The sequence below is a fragment of the Massilia sp. genome, assembly GCF_032106685.1.
In the GTDB taxonomy this organism is placed as follows: domain Bacteria; phylum Pseudomonadota; class Gammaproteobacteria; order Burkholderiales; family Burkholderiaceae_D; genus Telluria.
Map to the genome: position 1 here is coordinate 19,283 of NZ_DAMCPG010000005.1, position 16,214 is coordinate 35,496.

Annotated in this window: 15 protein-coding genes; 5 read left to right on the plus strand and 10 right to left on the minus strand. The window is 67.6% G+C overall.

Annotation, left to right across the window (positions count from 1 at the left end; translation table 11 throughout):
• The first annotated feature begins 15 nt into the window (after positions 1-15).
• Positions 16-501, plus strand: a complete 486-nt coding sequence (locus RT688_RS04745; RefSeq protein WP_313703699.1) for a GNAT family N-acetyltransferase — start codon at positions 16-18, stop codon at positions 499-501.
• Positions 502-632: 131 nt separating this feature from the next.
• Here RT688_RS04745 and RT688_RS04750 read toward each other — a convergent pair whose 3' ends face one another.
• The 8 genes from RT688_RS04750 to RT688_RS04785 all read right to left on the minus strand — a co-directional run bounded on the left by RT688_RS04750 (position 633) and on the right by RT688_RS04785 (position 11,202).
• Positions 633-962 (minus strand): hypothetical protein, encoded by a 330-nt coding sequence (locus tag RT688_RS04750; RefSeq protein ID WP_313703700.1) that lies wholly within the window; start codon positions 960-962, stop codon positions 633-635.
• Positions 963-1,016: 54 nt separating this feature from the next.
• A complete protein-coding gene (locus RT688_RS04755) occupies positions 1,017-2,258 on the minus strand; it encodes a Zn-dependent hydrolase (protein ID WP_313703701.1) in 1,242 nt (413 codons plus the stop codon).
• A 94-nt stretch (positions 2,259-2,352) separates the two neighbouring features.
• Complete coding sequence (hydA, locus tag RT688_RS04760; protein WP_313703702.1) at positions 2,353-3,732, minus strand: dihydropyrimidinase; 1,380 nt, start codon at positions 3,730-3,732, stop codon at positions 2,353-2,355.
• A 12-nt stretch (positions 3,733-3,744) separates the two neighbouring features.
• Entirely contained in the window at positions 3,745-5,250 is a 1,506-nt protein-coding gene (locus RT688_RS04765) for an NCS1 family nucleobase:cation symporter-1 (protein ID WP_313703703.1), read from the minus strand.
• A gap of 91 nt (positions 5,251-5,341) precedes the next feature.
• Positions 5,342-6,703, minus strand: coding sequence for an NAD-dependent dihydropyrimidine dehydrogenase subunit PreA (gene preA / locus RT688_RS04770; RefSeq protein ID WP_313703704.1), 1,362 nt, complete (start codon positions 6,701-6,703; stop codon positions 5,342-5,344).
• Positions 6,691-8,061, minus strand: a complete 1,371-nt coding sequence (locus RT688_RS04775) for an NAD(P)-dependent oxidoreductase (protein WP_313703705.1) — start codon at positions 8,059-8,061, stop codon at positions 6,691-6,693. The genes preA and RT688_RS04775 overlap by 13 nt, the downstream gene beginning before the upstream one ends.
• A 304-nt stretch (positions 8,062-8,365) precedes the next feature.
• Positions 8,366-9,868: a CoA-acylating methylmalonate-semialdehyde dehydrogenase gene (locus RT688_RS04780; protein WP_313703706.1), complete on the minus strand. Its 1,503-nt coding sequence runs from the start codon at positions 9,866-9,868 to the stop codon at positions 8,366-8,368.
• 17 nt (positions 9,869-9,885) lie between these two features.
• The gene (locus RT688_RS04785) at positions 9,886-11,202 is read right to left on the minus strand and encodes an aspartate aminotransferase family protein (protein WP_313703707.1); all 1,317 of its coding nucleotides are present in this window, start codon (positions 11,200-11,202) and stop codon (positions 9,886-9,888) included.
• A 325-nt stretch (positions 11,203-11,527) separates the two neighbouring features.
• On the opposite strand from RT688_RS04785, the gene RT688_RS04790 reads away from it, so the two are divergent.
• The 4 genes from RT688_RS04790 to RT688_RS04805 all read left to right on the plus strand — a co-directional run bounded on the left by RT688_RS04790 (position 11,528) and on the right by RT688_RS04805 (position 14,152).
• Positions 11,528-12,148 (plus strand): GNAT family N-acetyltransferase, encoded by a 621-nt coding sequence (locus tag RT688_RS04790; RefSeq protein ID WP_313703708.1) that lies wholly within the window; start codon positions 11,528-11,530, stop codon positions 12,146-12,148.
• A gap of 89 nt (positions 12,149-12,237) precedes the next feature.
• Positions 12,238-12,489: a hypothetical protein gene (locus RT688_RS04795; protein ID WP_312549437.1), complete on the plus strand. Its 252-nt coding sequence runs from the start codon at positions 12,238-12,240 to the stop codon at positions 12,487-12,489.
• A 2-nt stretch (positions 12,490-12,491) separates the two neighbouring features.
• Positions 12,492-13,382 carry a histidine kinase gene (locus tag RT688_RS04800; protein ID WP_313703709.1) on the plus strand — a complete coding sequence of 297 codons (891 nt, stop codon included), beginning with the start codon at positions 12,492-12,494 and terminating at the stop codon, positions 13,380-13,382.
• Positions 13,379-14,152: a LytTR family DNA-binding domain-containing protein gene (locus RT688_RS04805; protein WP_313703710.1), complete on the plus strand. Its 774-nt coding sequence runs from the start codon at positions 13,379-13,381 to the stop codon at positions 14,150-14,152. The genes RT688_RS04800 and RT688_RS04805 overlap by 4 nt, the downstream gene beginning before the upstream one ends.
• A 116-nt stretch (positions 14,153-14,268) precedes the next feature.
• Here RT688_RS04805 and RT688_RS04810 read toward each other — a convergent pair whose 3' ends face one another.
• A complete protein-coding gene (locus RT688_RS04810; protein ID WP_313703711.1) occupies positions 14,269-14,673 on the minus strand; it encodes a cytidine deaminase in 405 nt (134 codons plus the stop codon).
• 9 nt (positions 14,674-14,682) lie between these two features.
• Entirely contained in the window at positions 14,683-16,008 is a 1,326-nt protein-coding gene (gene deoA / locus RT688_RS04815) for a thymidine phosphorylase (protein WP_313703712.1), read from the minus strand.
• Positions 16,009-16,214: the final 206 nt, after the last annotated feature.

The following is a 16,214-nucleotide window of genomic DNA, read 5'->3' on the forward strand; positions in this document are numbered from 1 at the left end:
CATGGAGAGTTGACGATGACAGCAAGGCACACGATCGCACTGCGGACAGCAGTCGCCGGCGACCTTCCCATCCTCTGGGAACTGCGCACGCGCGCGGTCGCGCAGGGCTGCGCGGCGCACTACGCCGCGTCCGTGCTGACCGCCTGGCTGGCCGCGCCCGCGCCTGAATCGCTGCCACGCCTGCTCGCCGCCGGCGGCGGCATGGTGGCGATGGAGGCCGGACGGATACTCGGCTATGCGGTGCTGGACGCCGCCAGCGGCGAAGTGGATGCGGTCTTCGTCGAGCCGGCCGAGCACGGACGCGGGATCGGCGCGCTGCTGCTCGCGGCGCTGGAACGGATGGCGCTGGCCGCCGGCCGCGAGTGCCTGTTCCTCTCGGCCTCGCTCAACGCCGTCCCCTTTTACCGGCATGGCGGCTTCCAGGCGATACGCGAGGAGATGGTTCCGCATCGCTCGGGCGTCGCCATCGCGTCGGTCTACATGGAGAAGCGGATCGGCTAAGCGCCTTAGAGCGCCCGCAGCGTCGACGACAGTACGCCTGTACGGCGAGACGATGCAACGCAGCCATGGGGTTTTTGTTAGGAGCTACATCAAAGGTCCGGCGGCCATTGGAAGCAGGTTCCTGCCGTCGCTCATTCGTCGAGCCGGGCCAGGCCGCGCCGCGCCGCTTTCCGCGACCGCAGCCAGTCGCGCCCGCCGCGCTCCAGCGCCGCGTCGATCACAGGCTGCGGCAGGCTGTAGACCGTGGCCCAGGTGGCGCGGCCGTCGGCGGCGTTCGCCGGAAAGCTGTGGGTCTCGATCGGCCAACCATATTTGCGCTTCAGGGTCCGCACGATGGCGGCCAGGGTCACGCGGCCCTGCAGCGGTTCGGCTCCGGTCTGGTCCTCGTTCGACAGCAGCACCGCCAGCACGGCGCCGCGCGCGGTCAGGGGACCGGGAAAGGTGGGAAGTTTGCTCGGCATCCCGGCATTCTAGCGGGGTTTGCCGGCAGGCTGGGCGGCTTTCCCTCCCCGGTCTTATTCGGCTACCCGCGCCCGCTCCAGCATCGCGTGCAGCAGCACGTTGCAGCCCGCCTCCAGGTGCTCAGGCTTCGCATCCTCGATCTCGTTGTGGCTGATGCCGTCCTTGCAGGGCACGAAGATCATGCCGGACGGCGCCACCCGCGCCGCGTAGATGGCGTCGTGGCCGGCGCCCGAGACCACGTCCATGGTCGAGTAACCCAGCTTGTCGGTGGCGGCGCGCACGGCGTTCACGCAGTCCGGATGGAAGGGGCAAGGCGGATAGTCGGAAACCCGCTCGATCTCGATAGCCAGGCCGCTCTCCGCGCGCGTCCTGGCGACAAAGGCGAGCATCTCCTCGTGCATGGTGTTCAGCAGTTCGTCGTTCACGTTGCGCAGGTCGATGCTGAACTTGACCTGTCCGGGAATCACGTTGCGGCTGTTCGGGAACACCTGCACCATGCCCACCGTCCCGCGGCCGTAGGGCGGATAGCGGTGCGCGATCGCGACGGTCTCCTGCATGATGGTGGTGGCCACTTGCAGCGCGTCGCGGCGCAGGCCCATCGGGGTCGGGCCGGCGTGCGCTTCCATGCCACTGACCGTGCAGTCGTACCACGACAGGCCCATCACGGCCGGCACCACGCCGATCACCTTGTCGGCGTCCTCCAGCACCGGGCCCTGCTCGATATGGGTCTCGAAGTAGGCGCCGATCGGGTGCCGGCCCGGCTCCTCCTCGCCCAGGTAGCCGATCCGTTCCAGCTCCTCGCGCACGGTCTTGCCGTCGACGTCCCTGGCGGCGTAGGCGGTTTCCAGGCTGAAGGCGCCGCAGAACACGCCGGAACCCATCATCACCGGCACGAAGCGCGAGCCTTCCTCGTTGGTCCAGAAGGCGACCTCGATCGGGGCTTCGGTCACGATGTCGTTGTCGTTCAGGGTGCGCACCACCTCCAGGCCGGCCAGTACGCCGTAGTTGCCGTCGAACTTGCCGCCGGTGGGCTGGGTGTCGACGTGGCTGCCGGTGACGATCGGCGGCAGGCTGGCGTTGCGGCCGGCGCGGCGCATGAAGACGTTGCCGATCTTGTCGACCGTGATGCTCATGCCGGCGTCAACGCCCCATCGGACCACGAGGTCGCGGCCCTGGCGGTCGAGGTCGGTCAGGGCGAGGCGCTTGACGCCGCCCTTGTCGGTGGCGCCGATCCGCGCCAGTTCCATCAGGGAGTGCCACAGGCGTTGGCCGTTGATGCGCAGGGTGTCGGGCATGTTTGTCTCCGGGTGTGGATGAAGCGGCTTTCGGTCGCTGGGCGGTTTGCCGCTGTTCGTTGAACGCGTGGGCACGGGGCGCCCACCCTACGGCTTATACGAACGCGGGGCGGTCGACGTGGCGGCCGGCGCCTTCCTCGGCGCGCAGGTCGCCGCGCTCGAAGACCAGCTTGCCGGCGGCGACCGTGTGGGTCGGGATGCCGCGCACGGTGCGCCCCTCGAACACGTTGAAGCCGCCCTTGGCGAACTGGGTCTTGCTGGAAATCGTACGGGTGCCGTTCGGGTCCCAGACCACGAGGTCGGCGTCGGCGCCGACCGCGATCACGCCCTTGCGCGGGTACATGTTGAAGATCTGGGCGGCGTTGGTCGAGGTCACGCGCACGAACTCGGATGGGCTCAAGCGGCCGCTGTTCACGCCCGCATCCCAGACGACCGCCATGCGCTCCTCGACGCCGCCGCAGCCGTTCGGGATGCGCGTGAAGTCGTCCTTGCCGGCCGCCTTCTGCTCGGCGCAGAAGGTGCAGTGGTCGGTCGCGGTGGTGTGCAGGTTCCCGCCGCGCAGGCCCTGCCAGAGCGCATCCTGGTGATGGCGGCCGCGAAACGGCGGGCTCATGACGTGGCCGCGCGCGAAGTCCTCGTCTTCGCTCTGGTAGACGCTGTCGTCGATCACCAGGTGGCCGGCCAGCGCCTCGCCGTAGACGCGCTGGCCCTTGGCGCGGGCGCGCACTATGGCCTCCAGCGATTCGGCGCAGGACACGTGGACGATGTAGATGGGCGTGCCGAGCACGTTGGCGATCGCGATCGCGCGGTTGGCCGCTTCGGCCTCGACCTCGGGCGGACGCGAGAGCGGATGGGCTTTCGCGCCGCGGATGCCCTTGGCCAGCAGCTCCTGCTGCAGCTGGAACACCAGTTCGCCGTTCTCGGCGTGCACGGTCGGGATCGCGCCCAATTCGAGCGCGCGGCGAAAGCTCTTCACCAGCGTTTCGTCGTCGGCCATGATCGCGTTTTTATAGGCCATGAAGTGCTTGAAGCTGTTCACGCCGTGCTCGCGCACCAGGGCGCCCATCTCGGCGTGCACCGAGTCGTCCCACCAGGTCACGGCCACGTGGAAGGTGTAGTCGGCGGCGGCCTTGCGCGCCCAGCCGCGCCAGGTGCGATAGGCCTCGAGCAGCGACTGCTTCGGGTCGGGGATGACGAAGTCCATGATGGTCGTGGTGCCGCCCGCCAGGCCGGCCGCGGTGCCGGTGAAGAAGTCGTCGGCCGTCACCGTGCCCATGAAGGGCAGCTGCATGTGAGTGTGGGTGTCGATCCCGCCCGGCATCACGTACTGCCCGCCCGCGTCGATCACCGTGGCGTTGGCCGGGGCGTCGATGCTCTCGCCGACGGCCACGATCTTGTCGCCGTAACAGAGCACGTCGCCGCGGAAGGCACGGTCGGCGTTCACGATGGTGCCGCCACGGATAATCGTCGTCATGGACACTCCTTGTCAGGTTGGATAATTGTTCGCCCTGTTGGCCCTGCCGTTCACGGTCACCGGCGCGGTGCGCCCCTTCATCATCAGGCCATACACGATCGCCGCGATCACCACGCCGACGAACCAGGCATAGGTATAGATGGTCTTGAAGGTCTCGCCCACGTCCGGGAACGAAGCGGGCAGCGCCGCGTTCAGGAAGCCGGGGATGTTCGGCAGCACGCCGGCCGCGAAGGCCACGATGGCGGCGACGTTCCAGCCGCCCTTGTACGAATAGCTGCCGCCCTCGCGGTAGAGCTGGTCGACGTCGAGCGTGGTCTTGCGAATGAAGTAGTAGTCGATGATCATGATGCCGGCGATCGGCCCGAGCAGCGCCGAGTAGCCGGTCAGCCAGATGAAGATGTAGTTCTGGGTCGACTCGAGGATCTTCCACGGCATCATCGCCAGCGCGATGCCGGCGGTGATGTAGCCGCCGACGCGGTAGGAGATGCGCTTCGGCGACAGCGCCGAGAAATCATAGGCCGGGCCGACCAGGTTGGCGGCCAGGTTGACGCTGGCGGTGTCGATCAGGAGGATCAGCAGGGCCACCAGCACCGCCACGCCGGTCATGCGGCTGGCGACGTCGACCGGGTCCCACAGGGCTTTGCCGTAGAGGACGATGGTGGCCGAGGTGACCGTCACGGCCAGCGCCGCCAAGAGGCCCATCGGCAGCGGCAGGCCGAGCGTCTGGCCGACCACCTGGTCGCGCTGGGTCTTGGCGAAGCGCGTGAAGTCGGGAATGTTCAGCGCCAGCGTGGCCCAGTAGCCGATCATGGCGGTCAGCGACGGCCAGAACACGGACCAGAACAGGCCGGATTTCGGGCCGCCCTCGACGAAAGCGGAAGGCTGGGCCAGCAGCGGGCCGAAGCCGCCGACCTTGTCGTACACCCACCACAGCAGCAGGAAGCAGATCGCGATCTTCAAGGGCGCGGTATAGGTCTCGAGCTTCCTGATCGACTCCATGCCGTGCACGATGAAGTACATCTGGATCGCCCAGAAGGCCAGGAAGCAGGCCAGCTGGCCGCCGTTGATGCCCAGGCCCGGCAGCGCGTCGCCGCCGATCGGGGCGCCCAGCAGCACGCCCAGCAGCGTGTAGATCATGCTGCCGCCGAACCAGGTCTGGATGCCGTACCAGCCGCAGGCCACGACCGCGCGCATCAGCGCCGGCAGGCGCGCGCCGCGGGTGCCGAAGGAGGCACGCGCCAGCACCGCATAGGGAATGCCGTACTTGGTGCCGGCGTGGCCGATCAGCAGCATCGGCACCAGCACGATCACGTTCGCCAGGAACACCGTCACCACCGCCTGCCAGGCCGACATCCCGCTTTCGATCAGGCTGGCCGCGAGCATGTAGGCGGGGATGCTGATCACCATCCCGACCCAGAGCGCGGCGAAGTGATACCAGCGCCAGGTGCGCTGCGCGACGCCCGTCGGGGCGAGGTCGTGGTTCCAGAGGTCTTGGCTGGCGTCTTGTGGTGCGGTCACAGTGGGTTTCTCCAATAGGTTGCTGTTGCAACCCAGTGTAGCGCAAACGTACGTACGGGCGCGAGGGGCAAAACCCGCGCCCGCAAGGCGTTCACGCCGGCAGCGCGGCCGCCAGCGGCGCCAGGATCGGCGCTTCCGCCGGCGCCCCCGCCTCCATGACCACCGCTGCCTCCACCGCTGGCCGCGGCTCGGCGCGCGGATTGCGCGGGTCCTGCGTCCAGTTCATGTAGGGCTTGCCGGTCTGCTGCGGCACCATCGCGATGCAGCCCTCGACCGGACAGGTGATCTCGCACAGGTTGCAGCCCACGCACTCGGTCTCGATCACCTCGTAGCGGCGCGCTCCCGTTTCCAGCACCTGGCGCGCGATGGCTTGGTGCGAGGTGTCCTCGCAGGCGACGAAGCACTTGCCGCAGCCGATGCACTTGTCCTGGTCGATGTGGGCAATCACCTGGTAGTTCATGTCCAGATACTTCCAGTCGGTGGTGTTCGGCACCGCCTTGCGCGAGAAGGCGGCGACGTCGGCATAGCCCTTGCTGTCCATCCAGCGCGACAGGCCGTCCTTCATCTCCTCGACGATGCGGAAACCGTGCAGCATCGCGGCCGTGCACACCTGGACGCAGCCGGCGCCGAGCGCGATAAACTCGGCCGCATCACGCCAGCTCCCGATACCGCCAATGCCGGAAATCGGCAGTCCGGCGGTGACGGGATCGCGCGCGATCTCGGCCACCATGTTCAGCGCGATCGGCTTGACCGCCGAGCCGCAGTAGCCGCCGTGGGTGCTGGCGCCGCCGACGATTGGATACGCGACCATGCGGTCCAGGTCCAGGTGGGTGATCGAGTTGACCGTGTTGATCAGCGAGACCGCGTCCGCCCCGCCGGCCAGTGCGGCGCGTGCCGGCGCGCGCACGTCGGTGATGTTCGGGGTCAGCTTGACGATGACCGGCAGGCGCGTGTGCTGCTTGCACCAGCGCGTCACCATCTCGACGTACTCGGGCACCTGCCCCACCGCCGCGCCCATGCCGCGCTCGGGCATGCCGTGCGGGCAGCCAAAGTTCAGCTCGATGCCGTCGGCGCCGGTGGCTTCCACCAGCGGCAGGATCGCGGCCCAGGGCGCCTCCTCGCAGGGCAGCATCAGCGAGACGATCATCGCGCGGTCGGGCCAGGCCTGCTTCACGGCGGTGATCTCGCGCAGATTGATCTCCAGGCTGCGGTCGGTGATCAGCTCGATGTTGTTGAAACCGATGACCTCGCGGTTCTTGCCGTAGTGGGCCGAGTAGCGCGAGGAGACGTTCACCGCCGGCGGATCTTCGCCCAGCGTCTTCCAGACCACCCCGCCCCAACCCGCCTCGAAGGCGCGCACCACGTTGTAGGCCTTGTCGGTCGGCGGCGCGGAGGCCAGCCAGAAGGGATTCGGCGCCTTGATCCCGCAGAATTCGATGCTCAGGTCGGCCATGCTGCCCCCGCTTGGATGTCGTTGTGGATCGCCAGCGCGGCCAGTTTGCCGTGCTGGACCGCCTGTACCGTCAGGTCCTGGCCCAGGGCCACGCAGTCGCCGCCGGCGTAGATGCCGGGCACCGCGGTGCGCAGGTTCGCGTCGACGCGGATGCGTTCGCCGTCGCGCCACAGGCCCTGCGCGAGCTCGTCGAGCGGGGGTGGCGGCGCGATGGCCTGGCCGATGGCCTTGAACACGGCGTCGGCTGCGATGTCGATGAAGGCGCCGGTGCGCGCCAGGCGGCCGCCGTCCATGCGCGTCTCCTCGAAGCGCATGCCGGCCACGCGGCCCGCGTCGTCCAGCAGCACCTCCAGCGGCGAGGCCCAGGTGCGGATGCGCACGCCGTTGACCTTCGCGATCTCGATCTCGTGGCCGGTCGCGCTCATCGCCTCGTAGCCGCGGCGGTAGACCAGGGTCACCTCGTCGGCGCCCAGGCGCTTGAGCTGCACCGCCATGTCGATCGCCGTGTTGCCGGCGCCGACGACAATCGCCCGGCGCGGCACGGGCAGGCGCGACAGGTCGCCCGCCTGGCGCAGCGCGGCGATGTAGTCGGTGGCCGCCACCAGGCCGGGCGCATCCTCGCCGACCAGGCCCAGGCGGCGGCGGGCGCCCAGGCCCAGGCCGAGGAAGACGGCGTCGAAGCGGGTGTGCAGGTCGCGCAGTTGCAGCTCGTCGCCGAGCGCCTGGCCGTACTGGATGTCGATGCCGCCGACCGAGAGCAGGAAGTCGACTTCCTGCTGGGCGAAGTCGCCGGGCAGCTTGTACCTGGCGATGCCGTATTCGTTCAGGCCGCCCGCCTTCGGACGCGCCTCGAACACGACCACGTCGTGGCCCAGCATCGCGAGGCGGTGGGCGCAGGAGAGACCCGCCGGCCCGGCGCCGACCACGGCGACGGTCTTGCCGGTGGACGGCGCGCGCATGAACGGGTGCGCCGTGAAGCCGGCGTTGTCGATCGCATGGCGCTGCAGTAGGCCGATCTTCACCGGGTCGCGTTCGGCGGCGTTGTTGCGCACGCAGGCGTCCTCGCACAGGATCTCGGTCGGGCAGACGCGCGCGCAGCTGCCCCCAAAAATGTTCTGCTGCAGGATCTTGAGCGCGGCGCCGGTGACGTTCTGGTCGTGGATGTTGCGGATGAAGCTGGCAACGTCGATGCCGGTCGGGCAGGCCCGCGTGCAGGGCGCGTCGTAGCAGTACAGGCAGCGGGCCGCCTCGATGGCGGCCTGGCGCGCGGTGAGCGCGGGCGCCAGGTCGGTGAACTGGGCCGCGAGCGCGCCGTGGGAATCGGCTGCCGGCGGCAGGTGCTGGAGAGTCTCGATCATGTGCATCCCTTCTTCTGGTTGAAATGCTGGTGCTCGAACTTCTGCTGCGGTTGGTGGCTGTGTTGCTCATCGTAGGGTGGACACCTGTGTCCACGCGGTCGTGCTCATGCATACCGCAACGCGGTTTCCGGCCCGAGGATCAGGGCGTAGGGTGGGTTCTCGAACCCACGCGGTCGTGCTCACGAATACCGCATCGTGATTTCCGGCCCGATAACCAGCACATCGAGCACAGGCAAGACCACATTGATCGACCGATCACGCGCCGTACCGCGTGGGTACAAGTACCCACCCTACGAAACCTGGCTTACTTCATCTGCGGAAACGCGAACTCCACGCCTGCGCTCGCCGTATTCGGCCAGCGCTGCATCACCGCCTTGTGCCGCGTGTAGAAACGCACGCCCTCCGGCCCGTAGGCGTGATGGTCGCCGAACATGCTGCGCTTCCAGCCGCCGAAGCTGTTGAAGGCCATCGGCACCGGCAGCGGCACGTTCACGCCGACCATGCCGACCTGGATCTGGCGCACGAACTCGCGCGCCACGCCGCCGTCGCGCGTGAACACGGCCACGCCGTTGCCGTACTCGTTGGCGTTGATCAGCTCGACCGCGCTGCCCACGTCCGGCAGGCGCACCACGCACAGCACCGGGCCGAAGATCTCTTCCCGGTAAATGCTCATCTCGGGTTTCACGTGGTCGAACAGGGTGCCGCCGACAAAGAAGCCGTTCTCGCGCCCGTCGACCTTGTAGCCGCGGCCGTCGACCACCAGCGTGGCGCCCTGCTCCACGCCTTCGCCGATCAGGCGTTCGATGCGCTGGCGCGCAGCTTGCGTGACGACCGGGCCCATCTCCATGCCCTCGCCCATGCCGTCGCCGATCTTCAGTTTCGCGGTGCGCTCGGCCAGCGCGGCCACCAGCTTGTCGCCGGCGTCACCGATCGCCACCGCGACCGAGATCGCCATGCAGCGCTCGCCCGCCGAGCCGTAGGCGGCGCCGATGAGGGCGTCGACCGCCATGTCCATGTCGGCGTCGGGCATGACGACCATGTGGTTCTTGGCGCCGCCCAGGGCCTGCACGCGCTTGCCGGCCGCGCTGCCGCGCGCGTAGATATATTCGGCGATCGGGGTCGAGCCCACGAAGGAGATGGCCTGCACGTCGCGGTGGTCGAGCAGCGCGTCGACCGCGACCTTGTCGCCCTGCACCACGTTGAACACGCCGTCCGGCAGCCCGGCTTCCTTCAGCAGGCGCGCGTGCAGCAGCGAGGGCGACGGGTCGCGCTCGGACGGTTTCAGCACGAAGGTGTTGCCGCAGGCGAGCGCCACCGGGAACATCCACATCGGCACCATCACCGGGAAGTTAAACGGCGTAATGCCGGCCACCACGCCCAGCGGCTGGCGCATCGACCAGGCGTCGATGCCGCGCGCGATCTGGTCGGTGAATTCGCCCTTGAGCATCTGCGGGATGCCGCACGCGAACTCGACCACCTCGATGCCGCGCGCAACTTCCCCTTGCGCGTCGCTGAAGGTCTTGCCGTGCTCGCGCGTGATGAGGCGCGCGAATTCGTCGGTGTGCTGCTGGCACAGCTGCAGGTACTTGAACAGGATGCGGGCGCGGGCCAGCGGCGGCGTCGCCGCCCAGGCCGGAAACGCGGCGCTGGCCGCGAACACGGCGGCATTGACTTCGTCGACGCTGGCCAGCGTGACGCGGGCGCAGGGTTCGCCCAGGGCCGGGTTGAAGACGTCGGCGTAGCGGTCGCCCGCCGTGTCGACCACGTGGCCGCCGATGAAGTGGCCGATGATCTCGTGTTGATTCATGTTTCTTCTCTTCTTTTCTAGTCCAGGTTTTTCAATACGTTGGCCAGCTTGCCGAACAATTCGTCGATATGCTGCTTCTCGAGGATAAGGGGCGGCGACAGCGCGATGATGTCGCCCGTGGTGCGGATCAGGATGCCGTCGGCAAAGGCGCGCTTCAGGGCCTGGTAGGCGCGCGCGCCGGGTTTACCGGGAATCGGTTCGAGCTCGATGCCGGCGACCAGGCCGATAGTGCGCAGGTCGATCACGTGCGGCAGCCCCTTCAGGGCGTGCACCGCGTCTTCCCAGTAGGGCTGGATCTCCTTCGCGCGATCGAGGATGCGCTGCTCCTTGAACACCTCGAGCGTCGCCAGCGCGGCGGCGCAGGCCACCGGGTGACCGGAATAGGTGTAGCCGTGGAACAGCTCGATGCCGGCCGGCGCCTCCATGAAGGCGTCGTGGATGTGGCGTTTGGTGAAGACCGCGCCCATCGGGATCACGCCGTTGGTCAGGCCTTTGGCGGCGGTGATCATGTCCGGTTCGACGTCGAAATAATCGGCCGCGAAGGGCGTGGTCAGGCGGCCGAAGCCGGTGATGACTTCGTCGAAGATCAGCAGGATGCCGTGCTTGTCGCAGATCTGGCGCAGCTTCTTCAGGTAGCCCTTCGGCGGCACCAGCACGCCGGTGGAACCGGAGACCGGCTCGACGATGACGGCGGCGATGGTCGATGCGTCGTGCAGCGTGACCAGGCGTTCGAGTTCGTCCGCCAGCTCAACGCCGAAGTCCGGCTCGCCGCGCGAGAAGGCGTTCTTCAGCAGGTTGTGCGTGTGCGGCAGGTGGTCCACGCCCGGCAGCAGCGGGCCGAAGCTCTTGCGGTTCGGGCCGATGCCGCCCACCGACAGGCCGCCGAAACCGACGCCGTGGTAGCCGCGCTCGCGACCGATCAGCCGGGTGCGCCCGCCCTCGCCGCGCGCCTTGTGGTAGGCCAGCGCGATCTTCAGCGCGGTGTCGACCGCCTCGGAACCGGAGTTGGTGTAGAAGACGTGGCCGAACTTGTGGCCGGTGTAGTCCATCAGCTGCTCGGCCAGGTCGAAAGCGGCCGGGTGCCCCATCTGGAAGGTGGGCGCGAAGTCGAGCTGGCCGATCATCTCGCGCACCGCCCCCACGATGCGCGGCTGGGCATGGCCGCAGGGGACGCACCACAGGCCAGCGGTGCCGTCGAGGATGCGGTTGCCGTCGACATCCTTGTAGTACATGCCTTCGGCCGAGACCAGCAGGCGCGGATCGACCTTGAAGTCGCGGTTGTTCGTGAAGGGCATCCAGAATGCGGACATCGACTTGGGTCTGGACTCGTTCATGCAGGCTCTCCCTTTGTTTGCAGCCCATAAAGGGCCGGATGGCAAAACGACGAGGCAATCATAGCAATGTGCGCGTCCGCGCCGCGAAAGTAAAGCCGGGCGGCGCCAGACCCGTCAGCTTGCACAGGATAGTGCGTTGTAAATTTGCAAAAAGAGGCTGACGATCCGCTAATATAAACGCGCGCCGTGAACTCGTCATACGAAATTCCGTATAACCAGAGTCAACAGCAGAAACGCTACATGCTAAAGCACTTGACTGATCACCAGTGCCAAAATGCCAAGACGTTTGATCCAACGCAAACCCAACCATCGTCCGGAGACCGTCATGTCCGCGTCCTTGCCTCCTGTCTCATTGCCTCCTGTACTGCGCACCGCCCGCCTGGCGCTGCGCCCCTTCTCCGACGCCGATGCCGTCGACCTGCTGGGCATCTTTGGCGACCCCGAAGTGGTGCGCTACTGGTCGACCGGCGCCTGGACTGGGATCGCCCAGGCCGAGGCGATGATTGCCGAGGCCCGCCAGGCCTACCGCGACGGCGGCCTGTATCGCTACGCGATCGCCCTGCGCGAGACCGACCGGCTGATCGGCGTGTGCAACCTGCGCGGCTTCTTCGACCAGAACCGGCGCTGCGAACTCGGCTACGCGCTGGCGCGCGACCACTGGGGCCAGGGCTACGCGGGCGAGGCGCTCGAAGCGCTGCTCGGCCATGCCTTTCACGTGCTCGACCTCAACCGGATCGAGGCCGACATCGATCCGCGCAACGAAGCATCGGCGCGCCTGCTCGAAAAGCTGGGCTTTCGCCGCGAAGGCACCATGCCCGAGCGCTGGATCGTGCACGGCGAGAAGGCCGATACCGCCTTCTACGGCCTGCTGCGGCGGTATTGGGACGAGCGTGGGACGAGCGAGCGGCCCTCCGTTCGTCCGCCCACGCTACCGCTTGAGCCATGAATTCCACAGTTCGTCGCGACGGGCTCGCGCGGACGCGGCCGTGGGCCTAGAGTAGCCCTATCCGAACTTCTTTCGATAGGAGCAGTCGCATGAAAACCACCACCTTCCGCAGCTTTGCCGCCGAACTCGAAGACGCCGCCGAGGCCTGCCTGCGCACCGTCCGCGGCGGCCTGCGCACTTTCTCGGCCCTGCCCTGGCCGGCCCTGCTGCTGGCCGCCGTGCTGGTGGCCTGCGCGATCACCGTCATTCCGCTGGCCCTGACGCTGTTCGCGATTTTCCTGGCGGTGAAGTACGCGGTACTGGCCATCAACAGCGACAAGAAGACGCCGATCGAGGAATAAGAGTGCAGGCAAGCCAGATCAACCGGGTCGTCGACCTCATGCGCGAAGCCTTCGCCGAAGCGAGCAAGCTCTGGTGGGCGTTCTTCGACTGGCTTGCCGTCGTCGAGTGGCGCCAGCTGTACCTCACCTGGTTCCTCGCGATCGTGTTCTTCATCATCGTGAACACGCCCGAGCCCGCGTTCTGGTACGTCTTCATCTCCTTCGGCGTCAAGGTCCTGGCCGGCGGCAAGCGCCGCGCCGAACTGGTGGCGCGCGACGCCACCCTGAAGGCCGACGTCGCCACCCTCGAGCGGCGCCTGACCGAAGCGCAGATGGCCGCGCTGCAGGCCCAGGTCGAGCCGCACTTCCTGTTCAACACCCTGGCCCTGATCGGCCGCCTGATCGAAACCGATCCGCCCGAGGCGGCCAAGGTGCATGCCCACCTGATCGCGTATTTGCGCTCGGCGTTGCCGCAGATGCGTTCCTCGGGCGGCGCCACCCTCGGCAAGCAGCTCGACCTCTCGAAAGCCTACCTCGCCATCATGCAGGCGCGCATGAAGGAACGACTCGCCGTGCGCTTCGAGGTGCCCGACTTCCTCGGCAGCGCGCCCTTCCCGCCGATGATGCTGCAAACCCTGATCGAGAACGCGATCAAGCACGGCCTCGAACCGAAGATCGAAGGCGGCACCATCCTGGTCCGCGCCCGGGTCGACGGCGCCACCCTGGTGGTCGACGTCTGCGACGACGGCGTCGGCATCGACCTGCACGCCGACGAAGGCGTGGGCCTGGCGAACATCCGCGAGCGCCTGCAACTGCTGTACGGCGGCCAGGCCGAACTCGTGATCGAAGCGCCGCCCGGCGGCGGCGCTTGCGCCTCGGTGCGCATACCGTACAAGATGATGGAGGATGCATGACCGCTTCTGCTCCCACCGCCCTGATCGCCGACGACGAGGCGCCGATGCGCGAACAGTTGCGCGCACGGCTGCAGGAAGCCTGGCCGGGGCTGCAGATCGTGGCCGAGGCGGCCAACGGCGTCGAAGCCGTGGAGCTGGCCGCGCGCTTCAAGCCGCAGATCGCCTTTCTCGACATCCGCATGCCAGGCATGGGCGGCATCGAAGCGGCGCGCCAGCTCTACAACCGCTGCCACATCGTGTTCGCCACCGCCTACGACCAGTACGCGGTCGACGCCTTCGAACACGGCGCCATCGACTACCTGCTGAAACCCGTGACCGCCGAACGGCTGGCGACCACCTGCGAACGCCTGCGCCGCCGCCTGCCGCAGGCGCCGCAAGACATCGGCTCGCAACTGGCGCAGCTGAGCAGCCTGCTGCAACAGCAAGGCGCAGGCCCGAAACGCAGCTACCTGCGCTGGATCCAGGCCCAGGTCGGCGGCAGCCTGCGCATGATCAGCACGCGCGAGATCCTGTTTTTCCAGTCCGACGAAAAATACACGCGGGTGCAGACCGCCACCGCCGAGCTGCTGATCCGCAAGACGCTCAAGGAGCTGGCCGACGAGCTCGATCCGGACGAGTTCTGGCGCATCCACCGCTCGACCCTGGTGCGGGTGGACGCGATTGCCGAGGTATCGCGCGATATGCGCGGGCGGCAGATGCTCAGGGTGCGCAATTATCCGCATGAGCTGGAGGTGAGCAGGAATCACGCGCATTTGTTTCAGCAGATGTGATTCAACAGTCGATATCTGTTGAGCGCAAAATAAAAAAGCGCTGCTCCGCTTGCGCGGGCAGCGCTTTCGCATCGATGGCCTGTGCAGCGGGCCGGTCGAAGGCTCTTTTGTTCAGATCACTTGTTCAGGTCCCAGCCACCGAAGGCGTTCGGCAGCTGCTCGGCCGCCGTGGTCTCGTGGATGTCGCCCTTCAGGTTGGTCAGCACGACCGGCAATGCGTTGCCGCCCAGCTCGAGGATCACCTGGCGGCAGGCGCCGCAAGGAGCAATCGGGCCGTCGGTCTGGCCGATCACCGCCAGCGCGGCGAAGTCGCCCGGCTTGTAGCCGTGGGCGATCGCCGAGAAGAAGGCGGTGCGCTCGGCGCAGTTGCACAGGCCGTAGGACGCGTTCTCGATGTTACAGCCGCGGAAGATGCGGCCGTCCTTGCACTCCAGGGCGGCGCCGACCTGGAACTTCGAGTAAGGCGTGTAGGCCAGGTCGCGTGCGGCGCGGGCTTCGTCGATCAGCTTTGCGTACTTCATGGGTAGTCCTTATGCCGGACGGATGACGCGGTGGATCATCGGCTCGGCCGCCGGCTGCTCAAGACCGATGCGGTAGGCCGCCTGCACCTGGCGCACGGCCTGCTCGGCCGCTGCCTGGGTGCGCGCATGGACGGTGGCCAGCGGCTGGCCGACGTCGATCTTGTCGCCCAGTTCCACCAGGTTGGTGAGGCCGACGGCGAAGTCGATCGTGTCCTGCGGACGCACGCGGCCGCCGCCCAGGGCGACCACGGCCAGGCCGAGGCCGCGGGTGTCGACCGAGCTCGCGTAGCCCGCTTCCAGGGCCGGCACCGGCACGATGACCGGCGCGGTTTCCAGGTGGGCGTCGGGCTTGTCCATCAGGTCGGCCGGGCCGCCCAGGGCGGTGACCATGCGCGCGAAGCGCTCGGCCGCTTCGCCCGAGTCGAGCGCGGCCTGCAGCTTGGCGCGCGCTTCTTCGGTGTCCTGGGCCAGGCCCGAGATCACCAGCATCTCGGCGCACAGCGCCATCGTCACTTCGTGCAGGCGCGCGGGGCGCGACTTGCCGGTCAGGTAGTCGATCGCGACGCGCACCTCGACCGCGTTGCCGGCTGCGTGGCACAGCGACTCGTTCATCCCGGTCAGGATGGCCGAGGTGCGGGTGCCGGCGCCGTTGCCGACGCTGACGATGCTCTCGGCCAGTTCCAGCGACTTTTCCGGGGTCGGCATGAAGGCGCCGCTCCCCACTTTCACGTCCATGACGAGGGCGTCCAGGCCCGCCGACAGCTTCTTCGACAGGATCGAGCCGGTGATCATCGCCACCGATTCCACGGTCGCCGTGGTGTCGCGGATGCTGTAGAAGCGCTTGTCGGCCGGGGCCAGCTGGGCGGTCTGGCCGATGATGGCCACGCCCACGTCCTTCACGACCTGGCGGAATTTTTCCGGGTCCGGCACCGTGCTGTAGCCCGGGATCGAGTCGAACTTGTCGAGCGTGCCGCCCGTATGGCCCAGGCCGCGGCCCGAGATCATCGGCACGAAGCCGCCGCAGGCCGCGACCATCGGGCCGAGCATGAGCGAGACCACGTCGCCGACGCCGCCGGTCGAGTGCTTGTCGACCACCGGGCCGGGCAGGTCCAGCGACTTCCACTCCATGACCTGGCCGGAATCGCGCATCGCCAGGGTGAAGGCGACGCGTTCGTCCATGGTCATGTCGTTGAAGTAGACGGCCATCGCGAGCGCCGCGATCTGGCCCTCGGTGACGCTGCCGTCAGGGATGCCGCGGACAAAAAACTGGATTTCTTCCGCGGTCAGGATGCCGCCGTCGCGCTTCTTGCGGACGATTTCTTGGGGGAGGAACATGACAATCTCGCTCTCTAAATATTTGAACCCATGAGACATGATCATCGTCGATCACGTCGAAAAAACACGTAGGGTGGACGGCTCTGCCGTCCACGCGTCGATAGTTTGCGTATGCCGGACCGAGCACGGTATCGGCGCCGTCAGCTACCACCGCGTGGACGGGAAACCCGTCCACCCTACCCGTCACGCTTCATGCGCAACGGTCA

Bases quoted from the DNA above. Each gene is read 5' to 3' on its own strand.
- RT688_RS04750 (WP_313703700.1), bottom strand. From the start codon at position 962: ATGCCGAGCAAACTTCCCACCTTTCCCGGTCCCCTGACCGCGCGCGGC.
- preA (WP_313703704.1), bottom strand. From the start codon at position 6,703: ATGGCCGACCTGAGCATCGAATTCTGCGGGATCAAGGCGCCGAATCCC.
- RT688_RS04780 (WP_313703706.1), bottom strand. From the start codon at position 9,868: ATGAATCAACACGAGATCATCGGCCACTTCATCGGCGGCCACGTGGTC.
- RT688_RS04790 (WP_313703708.1), top strand. From the start codon at position 11,528: ATGTCCGCGTCCTTGCCTCCTGTCTCATTGCCTCCTGTACTGCGCACC.
- hydA (WP_313703702.1), bottom strand. From the start codon at position 3,732: ATGACGACGATTATCCGTGGCGGCACCATCGTGAACGCCGACCGTGCC.
- RT688_RS04755 (WP_313703701.1), bottom strand. From the start codon at position 2,258: ATGCCCGACACCCTGCGCATCAACGGCCAACGCCTGTGGCACTCCCTG.
- RT688_RS04795 (WP_312549437.1), top strand. From the start codon at position 12,238: ATGAAAACCACCACCTTCCGCAGCTTTGCCGCCGAACTCGAAGACGCC.
- RT688_RS04775 (WP_313703705.1), bottom strand. From the start codon at position 8,061: ATGATCGAGACTCTCCAGCACCTGCCGCCGGCAGCCGATTCCCACGGC.
- RT688_RS04810 (WP_313703711.1), bottom strand. From the start codon at position 14,673: ATGAAGTACGCAAAGCTGATCGACGAAGCCCGCGCCGCACGCGACCTG.
- deoA (WP_313703712.1), bottom strand. From the start codon at position 16,008: ATGTTCCTCCCCCAAGAAATCGTCCGCAAGAAGCGCGACGGCGGCATC.
- RT688_RS04745 (WP_313703699.1), top strand. From the start codon at position 16: ATGACAGCAAGGCACACGATCGCACTGCGGACAGCAGTCGCCGGCGAC.
- RT688_RS04785 (WP_313703707.1), bottom strand. From the start codon at position 11,202: ATGAACGAGTCCAGACCCAAGTCGATGTCCGCATTCTGGATGCCCTTC.
- RT688_RS04805 (WP_313703710.1), top strand. From the start codon at position 13,379: ATGACCGCTTCTGCTCCCACCGCCCTGATCGCCGACGACGAGGCGCCG.